The sequence below is a fragment of the Streptomyces sp. NPDC086023 genome, from assembly GCF_044540325.1.
Classification (GTDB): domain Bacteria; phylum Actinomycetota; class Actinomycetes; order Streptomycetales; family Streptomycetaceae; genus Streptomyces.
Window position 1 is genome coordinate 1 of the sequence record NZ_JBITRX010000030.1, and the last position, 17,137, is coordinate 17,137.

Sequence of the window (17,137 nt, forward strand, 5' to 3'; positions counted from 1 at the left end):
CTCCGCGACCTCCCCCTCCTCGACGACGACTACCGCCACGAATTCGCCCAACTCGCCAACGGCTACCTCGACACCATCCACCCCGACGCCTACGAGCAGGTCAACCCGCTGCAGGCGATCTGCGCGTACCTGCTGACGCGCGAGGACTGGGACAACCTGCTGCCGGCCGTGGACTCGCTGGCGAACAAGGACAAGATCTCGGCCCCGCTGGTGGAGCACGACGGCCGGATCTACTGGTGCGACGAGCACCTCGACGACGAGTTCGGCCGCAAGGTGCTCGACGTCACCGACCTCGGCCTGCACGCCAAGCCGATCGACAGGATGTTCCTGCGCAACGCCCTGACCTCGTACGAGGTCCGCGACGGCGCGGTCTCCCTGAGCGGCGCCGTGGTGAACCCGCTGGGCCGCATCAGGCCCGGCGCGAAGCTCGGCGCCGAACTGGAGTTCCGGGCCCGCCGCAAGGTCGGCGTGAAGCCGGTCTCCTTCCCCGTCGCGTCCGTGACGCACGAGGGCCGGACCATCGCTTGGTCCGCCACCGCCGACCTCGCCGCGCAGCTGCGCCCCGTCGGCGTGGTGGACGCCGTGTGGGACGTACGGCTGCACCTCGACGTGGACGGCGTTCGGACCACGACCCGCCTGTCCGTGGTCGACCCGGACCTGGTCGAGGGCGCGCTGCCGGTGCGGCCGCGGCTGACCCGCATGGTCGCCGACCACCTGGAGCCCGAGGTCTCCCCCAAGGGGCACCTGGCCTTCTGCCTGGTCTCGCACGACCGGCGCAGCGAGGCCCTGCAGGCCTTCATCGACCGCCGCGTGCAGGGCGCCCCCGGGCAGCTCGCCAAGACGGGCGTCCGCAAGGCCAAGAAGGTCCGCGGCAAGCTCGCCTCGACCGAGACGAAGCTGCGCCTGTACCACGAGGTCTTCTCGAAGCTGCCGGTCAAGAAGGGCCTGGTCGTCTTCGAGAGCCACCTCGGCAAGCAGTACAGCGACAGCCCCAAGGCCATCTATGAGGAGATGCGCCGCCAGGGCGTGGACTTCGAGGCCGTCTGGTCGTACGAGGGCAAGCCCAAGGGCTTCCCGAAGGACGCCGCCCTCGTGCGCCGCTGGTCGCTGCCCTACCTCAAGGCGCTGGCGCAGGCGGAGTTCTGGGTGGACAACCAGGGCTTCCCCCTCAAGCTCACCAAGCGCCCCGAGACCACCTACATCCAGACCTGGCACGGCTCCGCGCTCAAGCGCATGGGCTTCGACGAGGCGGCCTGGAAGCTGAAGTCCAAGCCCCAGCAGGACGAGCTCCAGCGCACCCTCGACCGCTTCGACCGGTTCCTGGTCCGCACGGAGCACGACGTCCGCACCCTCGCCCGCGCCTTCCGGCTGAAGGAGTCGGTGCTGCTGCGCACCGGCTACCCGCGCAACGACGCGCTCGTGCGCGCCAAGGAGCGGGAGGACGCCACCGGCACCCGGGAGCGCGGCCCGCTCGCGGAGCAGCTCGGCATCCCCGCGGACAAGCAGGTGCTGCTGTACGCGCCGACCTTCCGGCAGCGCGGCAACGGCAGCAAGGCCTTCGAGCTGCCCTTCGACGTGGAGGAGTTCGCGGAGCGCTTCGGCGACCGGTACGTGCTCCTGGTGCGTTCGCACTACCTGAACCACGTGACGCTGCCGCCGTCGGTGCGCGGGAAGGTCGTCGACGTGTCCTCGTCGGTGCCCGACGTGACGCCGGTGCTGGAGCTGGCCGACGCGCTGATCACCGACTATTCGTCGATCATGTTCGACTACGCGCTGCTCGACCGGCCCGTCTTCCTCTTCGCGTACGACTACGAGGAGTACGTCGAGGAGCGCGGGGCCTACTGGGACATCTTCCAGAACGCCCCGGGCCCGGTGGTGCGCACCGCCGGCGAGCTGTTCGAGGGAATAGTTTCGCTGGAGTCCTCGGCGCGTGAGCACGCCGCCGACCGCAAGCGTTTTGTTGCCGAATTCGGCGAGTACGACACGGGTTCTTCCGCCCGTCGCATCGTCGACGAGTTCTTCTCCCACAGGAGGAATGGATGACCGAGTTCGCCGATCCCCGGCGCGACATCTTCTTCGTCGGAAACCAGGTCGACGAGCTGGGCGGTGTGACCACCTGGACGCACCAGATGGCACGGCTGTTCACCGGCCGCGGGCACAACGTCCACGTCATCGGCATCACCGAGCCCGAGGTGGTCCAGGACCTGGGCGGCGAACTGCCGTACCCGACGACCGTGCTGTACGGCGAGCACCCGCCGAAGGTGCCCAGCACCAGGGGCGTGCACAAGTTCAACGTCGCCCGGCACCGCGTGAAGGCCCGGCGCGACGAGGGCATGCAGGAGCAGGCGGCCAAGCTGACCGCGCTGTTCGCCGCGGCGAAGCCGGGCGCGGTCGTCATCGTCACGCAGGTGTGGGCCATGGAGTGGGTCGCGCTCGCGGACACCTCCGGGCTGACCGTCATCGGCATGAGCCACGAGTCCTTCGAGTACAGCAAGGCCTGTTCGCGCTTCGGCCGGGTGCAGAAGTTCTACAAGGACGTCGACCGGATGCTGGTGCTGACCCAGGAGGACTCCGACCTCTGGATCCGCCAGGGCCTGAACAACGCGTCGTTCATGCCCAACCCGCTGCCCTTCATCCCGGACGTGCCCTCGCCGCGCACGGAGAAGGTGGTCACCAGCATCGGCCGCCTGTCCGACCAGAAGGGCATCGACATGCTCCTGGACACCTGGGCGGAGGTCGCGCCGAAGCACCCCGACTGGACGCTGCAGATCTTCGGTTCCGGCGAGGACGAGGAGATGCTGAAGAAGCAGTGCACCGAACTCGGCCTGGACGCGTCGGTGCAGTGGATGGGCCGTACCAGTGATGTGGCGGGCGCCCTCCGCGGCGGCTCGATCTTCGTGCAGTCCTCCCGCGGCGAGGGCTTCCCGCTCGCCCTGATGGAGGCCATGGCGGCCGGTGTGCCGTGTGCCGCGTTCGACTGCGCCCCCGGCGTCCGGGAGATCATCAAGGACGGCGAGGACGGCCTGCTGGCCGCGCTGGGCAACACCAGCGGCCTGGCCCGCACCCTGAGCACCCTCATCTCGGACAAGGAACTCCGGGACTCCATGGGCGAGCTGGCCCGCGAGCGAATACAGCGGTACGCCCCCGAGAAGATCGTGGCCCGCTGGGAAGCGCTCTTCTCCTTCCTCGACCGTTGACGGACGGGCCGGTTTCTTTCATGTGCGACAAGTTGGTGGATTCATGGGCATGAGCAATGCGCAGCAGGCGGTCACGAAGGCCGTCATCCCGGCGGCCGGACTCGGCACCCGGTTCCTCCCGGCGACCAAGGCCACTCCGAAGGAGATGCTGCCCGTCGTCGACAAGCCGGCGATCCAGTACGTGGTGGAGGAGGCCGTCGCGGCGGGTCTGAGCGACGTGCTGATGATCACGGGCCGTAACAAGCGGCCGCTGGAGGACCACTTCGACCGCAACTACGAGCTGGAGTCCGCGCTCGTGGCCAAGGGCGACGACGACCGGCTGAAGAAGGTCCAGGAGTCCAGCGACCTGGCCACCATGCACTACGTCCGCCAGGGCGACCCCCGCGGCCTGGGCCACGCCGTCCTGTGCGCCGCCCCGCACGTCGGCGACCAGCCCTTCGCCGTCCTCCTCGGCGACGACCTCATCGACCCCCGCGACCCCCTGCTCGCCAAGATGGTCGAGGTCCAGCACCGCACCGGCGGCTCCGTCATCGCCCTCATGGAGGTCGAGCCCGCCCAGATCCACCTCTACGGCTGCGCGGCGGTCGAGGCCACCGAGGACGAGGACGTCGTCCACATCACGGGCCTGGTGGAGAAGCCGGAGCCGAGCGAGGCGCCGTCGAACTACGCGATCATCGGGCGCTACGTCCTGAACCCCGCGGTCTTCGACGTGCTCCGCGAGACCGAGCCGGGCCGCGGCGGGGAGATCCAGCTGACCGACGCGCTCCAGCAGCTCGCCGCCGACGAAACCGTGGGCGGCCCGGTGCACGGCGTGGTCTTCAAGGGCCGCCGATACGACACCGGCGACCGCGGCGACTACCTCAAGGCCATCGTCCGCCTCGCCAGCGAGCGCGAGGACCTCGGCCCCGAGTTCCGCGCCTGGCTGCGCGGTTACGTCACCGAGGAGCTGCACGAGGGAGCGGGCGAGTGAGCAAGTACCTGGTCACCGGCGGGGCCGGCTACGTCGGCAGCGTCGTCGCCGCCCACCTGCTGGAGGCCGGCCACGAGGTCGTCGTACTCGACAACCTCTCCACCGGCTTCCGCGAGGGCGTCCCGGCCGGCGCCTCCTTCGTCGAGGCCGACATCCGCGACGCGGCCGCGCACCTCGACGACTCCTTCGAGGCGGTGCTGCACTTCGCCGCGTTCTCACAGGTCGGCGAGTCCGTGGTGAACCCGGCCAAGTACTGGGAGAACAACGTCGGCGGCACCATGGCGCTGCTCGCCGCGATGCGTGGGGCCGGTGTGCGGAAACTGGTGTTCTCGTCCACCGCCGCCACGTACGGCGAGCCGGAGTCGACGCCCATCACCGAGTCGATGCCGACCGCGCCGACCAACCCGTACGGCGCCTCCAAGCTGGCCGTCGACCACATGATCGCGGGCGAGTGCGCGGCACACGGCCTGGCCGCCGTCTCGCTGCGGTACTTCAACGTGGCGGGCGCCTACGGCGAGTGCGGCGAGCGGCACGACCCGGAGAGCCACCTGATCCCGCTGGTGCTCCAGGTCGCCCAGGGCCGCCGCGAGGCCATCTCGGTGTTCGGCGACGACTACCCGACGCCGGACGGCACCTGCGTGCGCGACTACATCCACGTCGCCGACCTCGCCGAGGCGCACCTGGCCGCCCTGACGGCCGCGACCGCCGGCGAGCACCTGATCTGCAACCTGGGCAACGGGAACGGCTTCTCGGTGCGCGAGGTCATCGAGACCGTCCGCAAGGTCACCGGTCACCCGATCCCCGAGGTGATGGCGGACCGCCGGGCCGGCGACCCGGCCGTGCTGGTCGCCTCGGCCGAAACGGCGCACCGGCGGCTCGGCTGGACGCCGCGCCGCCCGGACCTGGCCGGGATCGTCTCCGACGCCTGGGAGTTCGCGCAGCGGCGCGCGGCGGAGTAGCCCTCCCCCGCACGTGACGGAAAAGGCCGCCGCCGGCGGGCGTGATCGCCCCGCCGGCGGCGGCCTTCCGCGTGGTGCGCGAGGGCGTCAGAACCCCAGCTTCCGCAGCTGCTTCGGGTCCCGCTGCCAGTCCTTGGCCACCTTGACGTGCAGGTCGAGGAAGACGGGCGTGCCGAGCAGCGCCTCGATGTGCTTGCGCGACTTCATGCCCACCTCCTTCAGGCGGGAGCCCTTCGGGCCGATGATGATGCCCTTCTGGCTGGGCCGCTCGATGTAGACGTTCGCGTGGATGTCGAGGAGCGGCTTGTCGGCCGGGCGGTTCTCGCGCGGCAGCATCTCCTCCACGACGACCGCGATGGAGTGCGGCAGCTCGTCGCGTACGCCTTCCAGCGCGGCCTCGCGGATGAGCTCCGCGACCATGACCATCTCGGGCTCGTCGGTGAGGTCGCCCTCGGGGTAGAGTGGCGGGCTCTCCGGGAGCAGCGGGGCGATCAGGTCCGCGAGGAGCTGGACCTGCTGGTCGCCGACGGCGGAGACCGGGACGATCTCGGCCCATTCGATGCCCAGCTCGGCGCCGAGCTGCTGGATGGCGATCAGCTGCTCGGCGAGCGCCTTGGAGTCGACCAGGTCGGTCTTGGTGACGATGGCGATCTTCGGGGTCTTCTTGATCCCCGCGAGTTCCTTGGCGATGAACTTGTCGCCGGGGCCGATCTTCTGGTCGGCGGGCAGGCAGAAGCCGATGACGTCGACCTCGGCCCAGGTGGTGCGGACCACGTCGTTCAGCCGCTCGCCCAGCAGGGTGCGCGGCTTGTGCAGTCCGGGGGTGTCGACCAGGACGAGCTGGGCGTCCTCGCGGTGCACGATGCCCCGGACGGTGTGGCGCGTGGTCTGCGGCCGGTTGGAGGTGATCGCGACCTTCGTGCCCACGAGTGCATTGGTCAGGGTGGACTTGCCGGCGTTGGGGCGGCCGACGAAGCACGCGAAGCCAGCGCGGTGCGCGGAGGAGGAACGATCGCTCATGCGAGCCATTCTCCCCGATCGGGCCGGGACCGCCGACCAGTGCGGGTCCGGGGGCGCCGGAAGCGGTACCAGAGGACGCCCCCGAGCAGCGCGAAGGCCGGGACCACGGGGGCCAGACCCCAGCGTCCGGCCTGGAACGACGTGGTCGCCAGGTCCGCCGCGGCGCGGTCCCCGGCCGCCACGCGCAGCCGGACCCGGTCGAACCACGGCAGCCCGGTCCACCGCTCGGTGAGCCGTACGGACTGCCCCGGCAGCAGGTCGGCGGGGAGCGCGGTGATCCTGCGGTCCACCAGCCGGCCGCTCAGCACGCCGCGGGCGACGAGCCGGGCCCTGGGGTGCAGGGTGACGTTGCCCAGGTTGCGGAGGGTGTACGAGACCTCGGCCGTGTCCCCGTCCTGCCGTACGCCGAGCCCCTCCACGGCGAGGGCCGGCTCGGTGGGGCCGCTGACCCGGAGGTGGACCCGGGCGGCGACGGCCTGCCGCACCCCCAGGCCCCGGCCCCCCGGCACGGTCCGCTCGTCCAGGGCCACGATCGCGCCCGGGTGGTCCCCCGGCTCCGCCCGGTCCGGCAGGGTCAGGGAGAAGGGCACGGTGACCGCGGAGCGGGGCGGTACGGTCACCCGCTCCCGGGAGAGGCGGGTCCAGGCGCCGACGCCGGTGCGGGGCTCGTCGGCGCCGCGGACGGCGAAGCCGCCGTCGCGGGCGGTGTTGTAGGCGTCGGCGGCGTACAGGCGGAAGGTGAGCGGCGCGGCGGTGCGGTTGGTCACCGTGACCCGGTCGTCGACCCGGCCGCCGGGGTCGGCGGCGAGGAAGAAGTAGGGGCGCTGGGCGATCCGGCCGGCGGCGGGCACGACGGACCACTGGCCGTTGTCGGCCGCCGACGCCGGTCCGGCCGCGCCCGGGGCGAGGAGCCCGAGCAGGGCGAGCGCGGACGCCGCGAGCAGCCTGACCGTCCGGGAGGCGCCCGTCACGAGAGGGTGAGGGTCAGCACGGCCGCGTACGAGCCCGGGGCGGTGTAGGGCGGGACGGTCAGCGCGACCTGCGCGTCCACCGTGAACTCGCCGCCGGCGAGCGAGGCGTCCGGGGTGCTGGCGAGGGTGGCGCCCTCGGCTCCCACGGGCCCGGGGGTGCCGGGGACGCAGGTGCTGGGGCTGCCCTGCCTGGTGGCGCAGACGGGGGTCCAGGTGAGGCCTGCTCCGTCGATGCGTACGCCGCCGGGGCCGGTGAAGTCGGTGAGCTTTCCGGTGAGGGCCCAGCCGGCCGGGCCGCCGCGCTGGTCCCTGACGGTGACGGTGTGGATCCGGCCCTCCGCGGTGCCGCCCTGGCCGTAGGGGACGGCCGTGAGGGTGATCTCCTCCCCGGCCTGGGTCATGGAGAGGGCGCCGGGCTCGACGGTCAGGCCGATCTTCTGAGTGCCGGGCGGCAGCGGGGCGGCCTCGATGACGGCGTACGTGGCCGGGCCGGTGCCCCGGTCCGCGGTCCAGGCGGGCCCCTCGTACGCGACCACGGCGGTCGTGGCCCGGTCGGTGACCGGCAGCTCGGCGCGGACCACGCCGAGCCCGTCGGCGAGGGCGGTGACCTTGTCGGCGGTCTCGGCGGCGCCCGCGCGGCCGGCCACGGTGACGGCGGCGCCCGGGGTGAAGCCCGCGCCGGTGACGCGTGCCTTCGCGCCGGGTTTTCCGGCGGCCGCCGCGAGGGAGAGGGCGCGGGTGTTGGCACCGGGGACGGCGGTGGCGGTGAGGCGCTCGGCCACGGGAGGCGGGTCGGCGGGGTCGGTGGTGCAGGGCGTGTCCAGCTCCATGAGGTGGCTGGTGTGGAGGGTGTAGCCGCCCGGGGCGAGGGTGATCTCGCCGGGTTCGGTGACGGTGAAGGTGCCGGTCATGGTGAAGGCGGGGAAGGCGCCGTGGCCGGGCACCGGTCCGTTCCTCTTGGGTCCGGTGACGGTGACCTCGCCGGTCTGCGCGCCGCCGAGGACCACCTTGCCGGTCGGGGTGAGGACGTCCGCCGGGAGTTCCGCTTCGAGGGGGTTGGCGGCGGCGGTCCTGGTCACCTGGTAGGTGACGGTGACCGTGTCGCCGACCTCGGGTGCCGGGTTGTCGACGGTGACGCGGGCGGTGGTCGGGCCGTCGGCGGGCGGCAGGCCCGCCTCCTGGGGCGGGATGCAGTGGGTGGGGAACTCCACCGCGCCGCTGGTCTCCCCCGGGTCCACCGGGCTCGCCGCGTTGGCGGGGACGCCGAGGGCGGCGAGCGTGAGGACGCCCAGGGCTGCCGCGAGCCGGCGACTGCGTGCCGTCATTTCGTCCCCCTGTGGTCGGACCCCCGTCGCGCTGACGGCCATTCACGAGCGGGGGGCGGCAGAAGTCAATGGCGGCGCTGGCCATCGACTGATGGCCCATCAGGTATTGGCGGGATCCGCCGCCTCGGGATCCGCCGCGCCCGGCGCCCCTCCGCTCCCGGCCGGGCGCTCCGCGCGGAAGGTCCTCCGGTAGGCGGTGGGCGTCACACCCAGCGCCGCCTGGAGGTGCTTGCGCATGGACTGGGCGGTGCCGAACCCGGCCTCGCGGGCCACCCGTTCCATCGGCAGGTCGGTGGACTCCAGCAGGTGCCGCGCCCGCTCCACCCGCTGCCCGACCAGCCACTGCCCGGGGCTCAGGCCGGACTCCTCACGGAACCGCCGCGTGAAGGTGCGTACGGACACGGCCTCCCGGCGTGCCATGTCGCTCAGCCGCAGCGGCTCGTCCAGCCGCTCCAGCACCCAGTCCCGGGCCGCGGCGGTGCTGACGGCCCCGGCGGCGGGCACCGGCCGGTCGATGAACTGCGCCTGGCCGCCGTCCCGGTGGGGCGGCACGACGGTCCGCCTGGCCACCTCGTTGGCCACGGCGGAGCCGTGGTCGCGGCGGACGATGTGCAGGCACAGGTCGATGCCCGCGGCGACCCCCGCCGAGGTGAGCACCGGCCCGTCCTCGACGTACAGCACGTCCGCGTCGACCCGGACGGCCGGGAAGAGCCGCTGGAAGTGCTCGGCTGAGGCCCAGTGCGTGGTGGCGCGGCGACCGTCGAGGTGGCCGGCCGCGGCCAGCACGTACCCGCCGGTGCAGATGGAGACGAGCCGGGTGCCGGGCCGGATGCGGGCCAGGGCGGCGGCCAGCTCCGGAGTCAGCCTGCCCTCCTCGAAGACCGGGCCGAGCTCGTACGAGGCGGGGACGACCACGGTGTCGGCGGTGGCCAGCAGTTCGGGTCCGTGCTCGACGGCCACGGCGAAGTCGGCGTCCGTGCGGACCGTGCCGGGAGCGAGGCCACAGGTGAGGATCTCGTAGAGCGGCCGTCCGCCGGCGTCCTTGGCGCGGCCGAAGATCCGGTGCGGGATGCCGAGCTCGAAGGGCAGCAGCCCGTCGAGGGCGAGCACGACGACGCGATGGGCCATGGCCCGATCGTAGCGAATGCTGACCATCGGGCCACTCGATCACCAGGATCAGGCCACGGATGCTGTGGGGGTGACGACGATCCAGCCGCAGACGGCGGCCCCGACCCCGACGCCCGTGCGCCCGCCGGGCCGCGTCCACCGCGCCTGGTCCGTCGCGGCGGTGACCTTCGTGACGATCATCGGCGCGGCGGCCTTCGCCTCCCTGCCCGGCCTGCTGATCGAGCCGCTGCACGAGGAGTTCGACTGGCCCCGCGGCACGATCGGCTTCGCCGTCTCGGTGAACCTCGCGCTCTACGGGCTCACCGCGCCGTTCGCCGCCGCGCTGATGGACCGCTTCGGGATCCGCCGCGTGGTGGCGGTGGCCCTGACCGTGATCGCGGTCGGATCGCTGCTGACCGTCCGGATGACGGCGTCCTGGCAGCTGGTCCTGTACTGGGGGATCCTGGTCGGCCTGGGCAGCGGCTCGATGGCCCTGGCCTTCGCCGCCACCGTCACGAACCGCTGGTTCACCGCCCGGCGCGGCCTGGTCACCGGCATCCTGACCGCCGCCGGCGCCTCGGGCCAGCTGGTCTTCCTGCCGCTGCTGTCCTGGCTGGTCCAGCACCACGGCTGGCGTCCGGCCGCCGTGACCGTGGCCCTCTCGGCCCTGGCGGTCGTGCCCTTCGTGTGGCTGCTGCTGCGCGACCACCCCGCCGACGTGGGGCTCGCCCCGTACGGGTCCACCGAGCCGGTGGCCAAGCCGGCGCCCGTGCCGGGCGCAGCCCGGCGGGCGGTGGCGGTGCTGTTCCGGGCGGCCAGGACCGGGCCGTTCTGGCTGCTGGCCGGCACCTTCGCGATCTGCGGCGCCTCGACGAACGGCCTGGTCAAGACGCACTTCGTGCCCGCCGCCCACGACCACGGCATGCCGATCACGGCGGCCGCTTCCCTGCTCGCGGTGATCGGCGTCTTCGACGTGGTGGGCACGGTGGCCTCGGGCTGCTTCACCGACCGGTTCGAGCCCCGCCGCCTGCTGGCCGTGTACTACGCCCTGCGCGGGGTCTCCCTGCTGTTCCTGCCGGCGCTGCTGGCCCCGTCGGTCCATCCGCCGATGCTGTTCTTCATCGTCTTCTACGGCCTGGACTGGGTGGCCACCGTGCCGCCCACCATCGCCCTGTGCCGCGAGCAGTACGGCGAGGACAGCGCCATCGTCTTCGGCTGGGTCCTCGCCTCGCACCAGGTGGGCGCGGCCCTGGTCGCCTTCCTGGGCGGCGTGGCGCGCGACGCCTTCGGCTCGTACGACCTGGTCTGGTACGCCTCGGGCGCGCTGTGCGCCGCGGCCGCCCTGATGGCGATGGTCATCCGCCGCAAGGACGGGACGGGGCTCAGCCTGCCTGCACCGTCAGCCTGACGGTGCCGTCGGGGCCGGCGAGCAGCACGGGCGTCTCGGGGCCGCCCAGGTCGCGGACCGCGGCGCGGTCGGCCTCGGCCGGCTCCTCGGCGGCGGTGACCACGGCCGCCGCCTCCAGGGACTGCGCGCCGCTGGCCACGGCCATGGCGACGGCGGTCTGGAGCGCGCTGAGCTTCAGGGAGGCGAGGTCCACGGTGCCCGCGACGTACGTACGGCCGGTCTCGTCCCGGACCGCCGCGCCTTCGGCCACGCCGTTGCGGGCCCGGGCGCTGCGCGCCAGCGTGATGATCTTGCGGTCCTCGGGGTCGAGGGCGGGCGTCTGCTCCGTGGTGTCGGTCATGCCGATCAGCATAAGGAGCGGGGAAAAGGAGCGCCTCGGCGGTCCGGTGGACGGACCGCCGAGGCGCTCTCCCCTCCGAAGCCTGAGCAAGGGGATCTTGGCACAAGCAAAGACAGGCTAAGGCAGGGAGATCCACGGATCCGGACGGGGTTCCGAATCGTGACCTGGGGACCGCGTTAGCTACGTCACGGCCCCTGGACGGAACCCGCCCCGGGGCCGGGCCGTCGCCACGCCGTCACCGCGCCGCCGCTACGGCCGGTCCAGCCGGAGCCGCTCGGCCCTCGGGAGACCGGCCACGACCAGGTCGTACGAGTCCTCGACCAGCTCCCGGAGCAGCGCGTCCGGCACCCCGGCCACGCTCACGGTGTTCCAGTGCCGCTTGTTCATGTGCCAGCCCGGCACGATCGCCTCGTGCTCCGCCCGCAGCCGCACGGCCTGCTCCGGCTCGCACTTGAGGTTCACCTTCAGGGGCGAGGCGTCCAGCGCGCTCAGCGCGAACACCTTGCCCAGCACCTTGAACACCGAGGTCTCGGGGGTGAAGGGGAACTCCTCGACGGCGGCGTTGAAGGACAGGCAGAACGCGCGCAACTCCCCGGGGGTCACTCCGCGGCCTCCTCGGCCACGACGGGTTCCACCAGCACGGTGACGATCTTGTTCCGGCGGCCGGCCGGGGACTCGGCGGTCAGCCGCAGCACCCGCCCGTCCGGCAGGTCCACCACTGCCGTGGCGCCGGCGATGGGCACCCGGCCCAGGGCCTTGGCCAGCAGGCCACCGACCGTCTCCACGTCCTCGTCGTCGAAGGCCTCCAGGCCGAAGAGCTCGCCGAGGTCCGTGATGTCGAGGCGGGCGGTGACACGGTAGCGGTCGTCCCCCAGCTCCTCCACGGGCGGGAGTTCGCGGTCGTACTCGTCGGTGATCTCACCGACGATCTCCTCCAGGATGTCCTCGATGGTCACGATGCCGGCCGTGCCGCCGTACTCGTCGATGACCACCGCGACGTGGTTGCGGACCTGCTGCATCTCCCGCAGCAGGTCGCCCGCGTTCTTGGTGTCCGGGACGAACACCGCCGGACGCATGGCCGTGGACACCAGGTCCGCCTCCGCGTCGCGGTTGATGTGCGTCTTGCGGACCAGGTCCTTGAGGTACACGATCCCGACGATGTCGTCCTCGTTCTCGCCCGTGACCGGGATCCGCGAGAAACCGGAGCGCAGCGCCAGCGTGGTGGCCTGACGGACCGTCTTGTACCGCTCGATGCAGATCAGGTCGGTGCGCGGCACCATCACCTCGCGCACCAGGGTGTCACCGAGTTCGAAGACCGAGTGCACCATCCGGCGCTCCTCGTCCTCGATCAGCGACTCCTTCTCGGCGAGGTCCACCAGGGCGCGCAGCTCCGCCTCCGAGGCGAACGGGCCCTTGCGGAAGCCCTTGCCGGGCGTGAGCGCGTTGCCGATGAGGATCAGCAGCTGCGGGATCGGACCCATGATCCGGGCCAGCGGCAGCAGGACGTACGCCGCGGCCGTCGCGGTGTTCAGCGGGTGCTGGCGGCCGATGGTCCGCGGGGAGACGCCGACGGCCACGTACGAGACGAGGACCATCACGGCGATCGCGACCAGCAGGGCCTTCCAGGTCTCGCCGAAGGCGTCGAGACAGGCGTAGGTGACCAGCACGGCGGCGGCCATCTCGCAGACCACCCGGACCAGCAGCGCGACGTTGAGGTAGCGCGTGGGATCCGCGGCGACCTGGGCGAGCTTGGCGCTGCCGCGCCGCCCGGACCGGACCGCCTCCTCCGCCCGGAAGCTGGAGACGCGGGCGATGCCGGCCTCCGCGCAGGCGGCCAGCCAGGCCACGATGACCAGCAGGACCGCCCCGGTGATCAGCTGCGGGAGGCTCACGAGACGGTCGGGGCGGGAGACGGGCCGGTCAGACCGTGCTCGGCGCGCCAGCCGTCCACGATGGCGGCCTGGAGGCCGAACATCTCGGCCTTCTCGTCAGGCTCCTCGTGGTCGTAGCCGAGCAGGTGCAGCACTCCGTGGACGGTCAGGAGCTGGAGTTCCTCGTCCATGGAGTGCTGCGTCGGGGCGTCCTCGCCCTGCTTCTTGGCGACCTCGGGGCAGAGCACGATGTCACCGAGGAGCCCCTGCGGGGGCTCCTCGTCGTCCTTCGCCGGCGGACGCAGCTCGTCCATCGGGAAGGACATGACGTCGGTCGGTCCGGGCAGGTCCATCCACTGGATGTGCAGCTGCTCCATGGCGTCGGCGTCGACGACGATCACGGACAGCTCGGACAGCGGGTGGATCCGCATCCGGGTGAGGGCGTAGCGGGCGATGTCGAGGATCGCCTGCTCGTCGACCTCGGTACCGGACTCGTTGTTGACGTCGATCGACATGGTGCTGTTGGACTACTTCCCCTGGGAACCGTTGCGGCTGTCGTACTGCTCGTACGCGTCGACGATACGGCCGACGAGCTTGTGCCGTACGACATCCTGCGACGTGAGCCGGGAGAAGTGCACATCGGGGACGCCGTCGAGGATCTCCTGGACCTGCCGCAGCCCCGACTTCGTGCCGCCCGGCAGGTCGACCTGGGTCACGTCGCCCGTGATGACGATCTTCGAGTCGAAGCCGAGCCTCGTCAGGAACATCTTCATCTGCTCGGGATTCGTGTTCTGCGCCTCGTCGAGGATGATGAAGGCGTCGTTCAGGGTGTTGTGCGTCAGCAGGTAGTCCTCCGTGACGTACAGCGAGTCCTCTGCGCCCACCTGAATGCACACCGCCTCCTCCCGCCCCGCCGGCTCGATGGAGTCGATGAAGCGCATCGGACGGCCGCCACCGCCTGCCGCGTGGTACTTCTCGACCTTGCGGGTGAGGCGGAAGGGCTCGATCCCTTCGGGGAGCCTGATGTCGACCACGTGGGAGTCGTACCGATGAGCGGCCACGGCGTTGCCCTGGTGGCGTCCCTCCGCAGGGCGCCGCCGCGTGTACGCGACGCCGCCGAGTGACTGGACCAGCGCGATCACGTCGTCGCGCAGGAGGATCGACGCCGTCGAGTACTGCACCCTGCAGGTGCGGTCCTGCTGCACGACCGGACCGCCGTCGGCATCCAACAGGCCCTGCAGCACCGCGAGACGGACCTCTGCCGTGTTGAACAGGTAGTCGTCCGGCACGAACTTGGAGTGGGAGCGGGTACCGATCAGGTCCAGCTCGCGCACCATCCGGGTGACCGGATTCTCCAGGGTGACCACGTCGCCCGGCGACTTCACCCGGTTGAGGACGTAGTCGGGCGCTCCCCGGTGCCGCGCGACGACGCCGGGGAGCGCCGCCTCCAGGGCACGGACCAGTTCCTCGTCTTCCGTGGCGAAGGAAGGCGTGGTGGAGCCGGTGAGACACCCGTCGCCCAGCAGCAGGCCCAAGGCGTAAGGGTCCATCGGGACCTCCCGCGCCGGGAACTCGACGGGGGCGGTGAGGAGCGGCAGCTCGTAGCGGCGCGCGTGACCCGCGCGGAGGCTGCCGATCATCTCCTGGGTCTCCAGCACTCGCCACGGTTTGCCACGACGCTGGTCTGCAGCCGTGCGCACCGTCCACAGGTGCTCCCCGCAGCAGAGCACGGACGCGCCGTCCTGGGCGGTGACGCGGTAGATGTCCTTCTCGCCCTGCGGGTAGACGCCGAGGACCGGGGTCGGCTCGCCGTTCGACCCGACCACCAGGTCACCGACCTGGAGGTCGCCGATCGGGCGCCAGCCGTCGGGCGTCAGGACCTTCGTGAAGGTCGGATGGGCGCGGCCACGCATATAGGCCAGCGGCGCGACCTCGATCGTGCCCGCGGCCATCAGGCGCGGGATGGAATCTGGGTCGAGCATGTCGTGCAGCGCGTCGTACAGCGGCCGCAGGTACGGGTCGATCTTCTCGTAGAGCGTGCCCGGCAGGAAGCCGAGCCGCTCGCCCGCCTCGACGGCGGGCCGGGTCAGGATGATCCGGCTGATCTGCTTGGACTGCAGGGCCTGGACCGCCTTCGCCATGGCGAGGTAGGTCTTGCCGGTACCGGCCGGGCCGATGCCGAAGACGATCGTGTGCTTGTCGATCGCGTCGACGTACCGCTTCTGGTTGAGGGTCTTGGGGCGGATCGTGCGGCCGCGGCTTGAGAGGATGTTCTGGGTGAGCACCTCGTGCGGCGTCTCGTCGGGCCCGTTGCCGTTCTCGCTCGCCGTGAGCATGGCGATCGAGCGTTCCACTGCGTCCTCCGTCATCGGCTGACCGGTGCGGAGCACCAGCATCATCTCGTCGAAGAGCCGCTGTATCACAGCGACTTCACGCGCGTCACCGACCGCGCTGATCTGGTTGCCGCGCACGTGGATGTCGGCGGCGGGGAAGGCCCTCTCGATCACGCGCAACAGGGCGTCACCCGAGCCGAGCACCATCACCATGGGGTGCTTCGCGGGAACGGTGAAATGGGCTCGCGCCTGGCCCGGCAGAAGGGCGTCACCCGCGCCTTCGGGGCGCTGGGGGCGGCTGCTGGCTGTGGGTGTCTGAGTCATGGGCTGGCACTGTGGCCTGCGCATACCTCCCGTAGTGAGGCCCCGCCGGTCGCGGCCTCCTGGACTTCCAAGCGTACGACGCCGCTCGCGGTGATCCGAGGGGGTTTTCCGGACCGTGGACGGCGTGCAGCCCGCCGCTCACGCGGTGTTGCGGAAGCCGATCGTCGGCACGGCCCGCCGCCGGGCCCCCGCCGGCTCCGGGGAGGGCGCGTCGCCCGGCAGCAGTCCGTCCAGGAACCCGTAGTGCCGCAACCCCTCGGGCACCCCGCCGGGCAGCGAGCGCACTCCGCGCCACCAGGCCGCGACCTCGGGCCAGCCGGGCGCCGAGAGGGAGCCGCCGAACTCCTGCACGGACAGGGCGGCGGTCAGCCCCGCGAAGGCCAGCCGGTCCGCGAGCGGCCACTCGGCGAGGGTGCCGGTCAGGAAGCCCGCCACGAACACGTCGCCCGCGCCCGTGGGGTCGAGGGCCTCCACGGCGATCGCGGGTACCTCGGCGGTCTCCCCGGTGCGCCCGTCCACCGCGTACGAGCCCCGCTCGCCCATCGTGACCACGGCGATCGGCACCCGCTCGGCCAGCTTCCGGGCCGCCGCCCGCGGGTCGTCCTCGCCGGTGTACCGCATGGCCTCCCCCGCATTGGGCAGGAAGGCCTCGCAGTGCGCCAGGCCGGCCAGCCCGTCCAGGTCCCACCGGCCGGTCTCGTCCCAGCCCACGTCGGCGAAGATCCGGGCCCCCCGGCCGGCCGCGGCCGCGATCCACTCCTCCGGCCTGCCCGGCTCCAGGGAGGCCACCGCGGCCCGGGCCCGGGGCGGGCAGTCCGGGAAGGGCCCCGGACCGGCCGGAGGGGGCGCCTCGTGGCCGTGGGAGACCATCGTGCGCTCGCCCTCGTAGGCCATGGAGACCGTCACCGGCGAGTGCCAGCCGGGCACCGTGCGGGACTGGGACAGGTCGATGCCCTCGCCCTGCTCCAGCGCGTCCCAGCAGTACTCGCCGTAGAAGTCGTCGCCGAAGGCCGCGGCCAGGCTGGTGCGCAGCCCGAGGCGGGCGAGGGCGGTGGCCATGTTCGCGACGCCGCCGGGGCTCTGTCCCATGCCGCGCGCCCAGGACTCCGTACCGCGCACGGGGGCCGAGTCGAGGCCGGTGAAGATGATGTCGAGGAAGACCGTGCCGGTCAGGAAGACGTCGCAGCCGGGGTCCTGCGGGGCGCGGACCTCTCTGAGCGGGTCCAGGGCGCCCCGGCGGTGCTGTCCGTTCCTGCTGGCCATGGCGTGCTCCCCGGGTCCGTACGCGAGAAAGTGTGCAGCCCTGCCCGCC

Annotated in this window: 15 protein-coding genes; 5 read left to right on the forward strand and 10 right to left on the reverse strand. The window is 72.1% G+C overall.

The annotated features are described in order from the left end of the window. From ACIF6F_RS34735 to galE, 4 genes are all read left to right on the forward strand, one after another. Positions 1-2,043 (forward strand): CDP-glycerol glycerophosphotransferase family protein (locus ACIF6F_RS34735; protein WP_399956726.1); only part of this gene is annotated, 2,043 nt, incomplete at its 5' end. Further along, a complete protein-coding gene (locus ACIF6F_RS34740; RefSeq protein WP_399956730.1) occupies positions 2,040-3,197 on the forward strand; it encodes a glycosyltransferase in 1,158 nt (385 codons plus the stop codon). The genes ACIF6F_RS34735 and ACIF6F_RS34740, both read left to right, overlap by 4 nt. A 49-nt stretch (positions 3,198-3,246) precedes the next feature. Beyond that, on the forward strand, positions 3,247-4,167 hold the full coding sequence (gene galU, locus ACIF6F_RS34745) for a UTP--glucose-1-phosphate uridylyltransferase GalU (RefSeq protein WP_399956733.1): 921 nt from the start codon (positions 3,247-3,249) through the stop codon (positions 4,165-4,167). Next, positions 4,164-5,126: a UDP-glucose 4-epimerase GalE gene (gene galE / locus ACIF6F_RS34750; RefSeq protein WP_399956736.1), complete on the forward strand. Its 963-nt coding sequence runs from the start codon at positions 4,164-4,166 to the stop codon at positions 5,124-5,126. Before galU ends, galE begins: the two co-directional genes overlap by 4 nt. A gap of 87 nt (positions 5,127-5,213) precedes the next feature. Here the strand turns inward: galE and era are convergent, their stop codons facing one another. The 4 genes from era to ACIF6F_RS34770 all read right to left on the reverse strand — a co-directional run bounded on the left by era (position 5,214) and on the right by ACIF6F_RS34770 (position 9,570). Further along, a complete protein-coding gene (era, locus tag ACIF6F_RS34755) occupies positions 5,214-6,155 on the reverse strand; it encodes a GTPase Era (protein WP_399956739.1) in 942 nt (313 codons plus the stop codon). Continuing rightward, positions 6,143-7,117 carry a DUF916 domain-containing protein gene (locus ACIF6F_RS34760; protein WP_399956742.1) on the reverse strand — a complete coding sequence of 325 codons (975 nt, stop codon included), beginning with the start codon at positions 7,115-7,117 and terminating at the stop codon, positions 6,143-6,145. Before ACIF6F_RS34760 ends, era begins: the two co-directional genes overlap by 13 nt. After that, entirely contained in the window at positions 7,114-8,442 is a 1,329-nt protein-coding gene (locus ACIF6F_RS34765) for a beta-xylosidase (RefSeq protein WP_399956745.1), read from the reverse strand. Before ACIF6F_RS34765 ends, ACIF6F_RS34760 begins: the two co-directional genes overlap by 4 nt. A gap of 99 nt (positions 8,443-8,541) precedes the next feature. Continuing rightward, on the reverse strand, positions 8,542-9,570 hold the full coding sequence (locus tag ACIF6F_RS34770; RefSeq protein WP_399956748.1) for a GlxA family transcriptional regulator: 1,029 nt from the start codon (positions 9,568-9,570) through the stop codon (positions 8,542-8,544). A 70-nt stretch (positions 9,571-9,640) separates the two neighbouring features. Here ACIF6F_RS34770 and ACIF6F_RS34775 point away from each other — a divergent pair, with 70 nt between their 5' ends. Beyond that, complete coding sequence (locus tag ACIF6F_RS34775) at positions 9,641-10,957, forward strand: MFS transporter (protein WP_399956751.1); 1,317 nt, start codon at positions 9,641-9,643, stop codon at positions 10,955-10,957. Here ACIF6F_RS34775 and ACIF6F_RS34780 read toward each other — a convergent pair. The 6 genes from ACIF6F_RS34780 to ACIF6F_RS34805 form a co-directional block, all read right to left on the reverse strand. Then, positions 10,932-11,297: a cytidine deaminase gene (locus ACIF6F_RS34780; protein ID WP_399956754.1), complete on the reverse strand. Its 366-nt coding sequence runs from the start codon at positions 11,295-11,297 to the stop codon at positions 10,932-10,934. The genes ACIF6F_RS34775 and ACIF6F_RS34780 overlap by 26 nt on opposite strands. Before the next feature lie 249 nt (positions 11,298-11,546). After that, on the reverse strand, positions 11,547-11,900 hold the full coding sequence (locus tag ACIF6F_RS34785; RefSeq protein WP_399956757.1) for an MmcQ/YjbR family DNA-binding protein: 354 nt from the start codon (positions 11,898-11,900) through the stop codon (positions 11,547-11,549). Beyond that, positions 11,897-13,189, reverse strand: coding sequence for a hemolysin family protein (locus ACIF6F_RS34790; RefSeq protein WP_399956760.1), 1,293 nt, complete (start codon positions 13,187-13,189; stop codon positions 11,897-11,899). Before ACIF6F_RS34790 ends, ACIF6F_RS34785 begins: the two co-directional genes overlap by 4 nt. Then, positions 13,186-13,683 (reverse strand): rRNA maturation RNase YbeY, encoded by a 498-nt coding sequence (gene ybeY, locus ACIF6F_RS34795; RefSeq protein ID WP_399956764.1) that lies wholly within the window; start codon positions 13,681-13,683, stop codon positions 13,186-13,188. The genes ACIF6F_RS34790 and ybeY overlap by 4 nt, the downstream gene beginning before the upstream one ends. Positions 13,684-13,695: 12 nt before the next feature. After that, positions 13,696-15,825, reverse strand: a complete 2,130-nt coding sequence (locus tag ACIF6F_RS34800) for a PhoH family protein (protein ID WP_399956767.1) — start codon at positions 15,823-15,825, stop codon at positions 13,696-13,698. Between the two features lie 138 nt (positions 15,826-15,963). Further along, positions 15,964-17,088: a carbohydrate kinase family protein gene (locus ACIF6F_RS34805; RefSeq protein ID WP_399956770.1), complete on the reverse strand. Its 1,125-nt coding sequence runs from the start codon at positions 17,086-17,088 to the stop codon at positions 15,964-15,966. Positions 17,089-17,137: the final 49 nt, after the last annotated feature.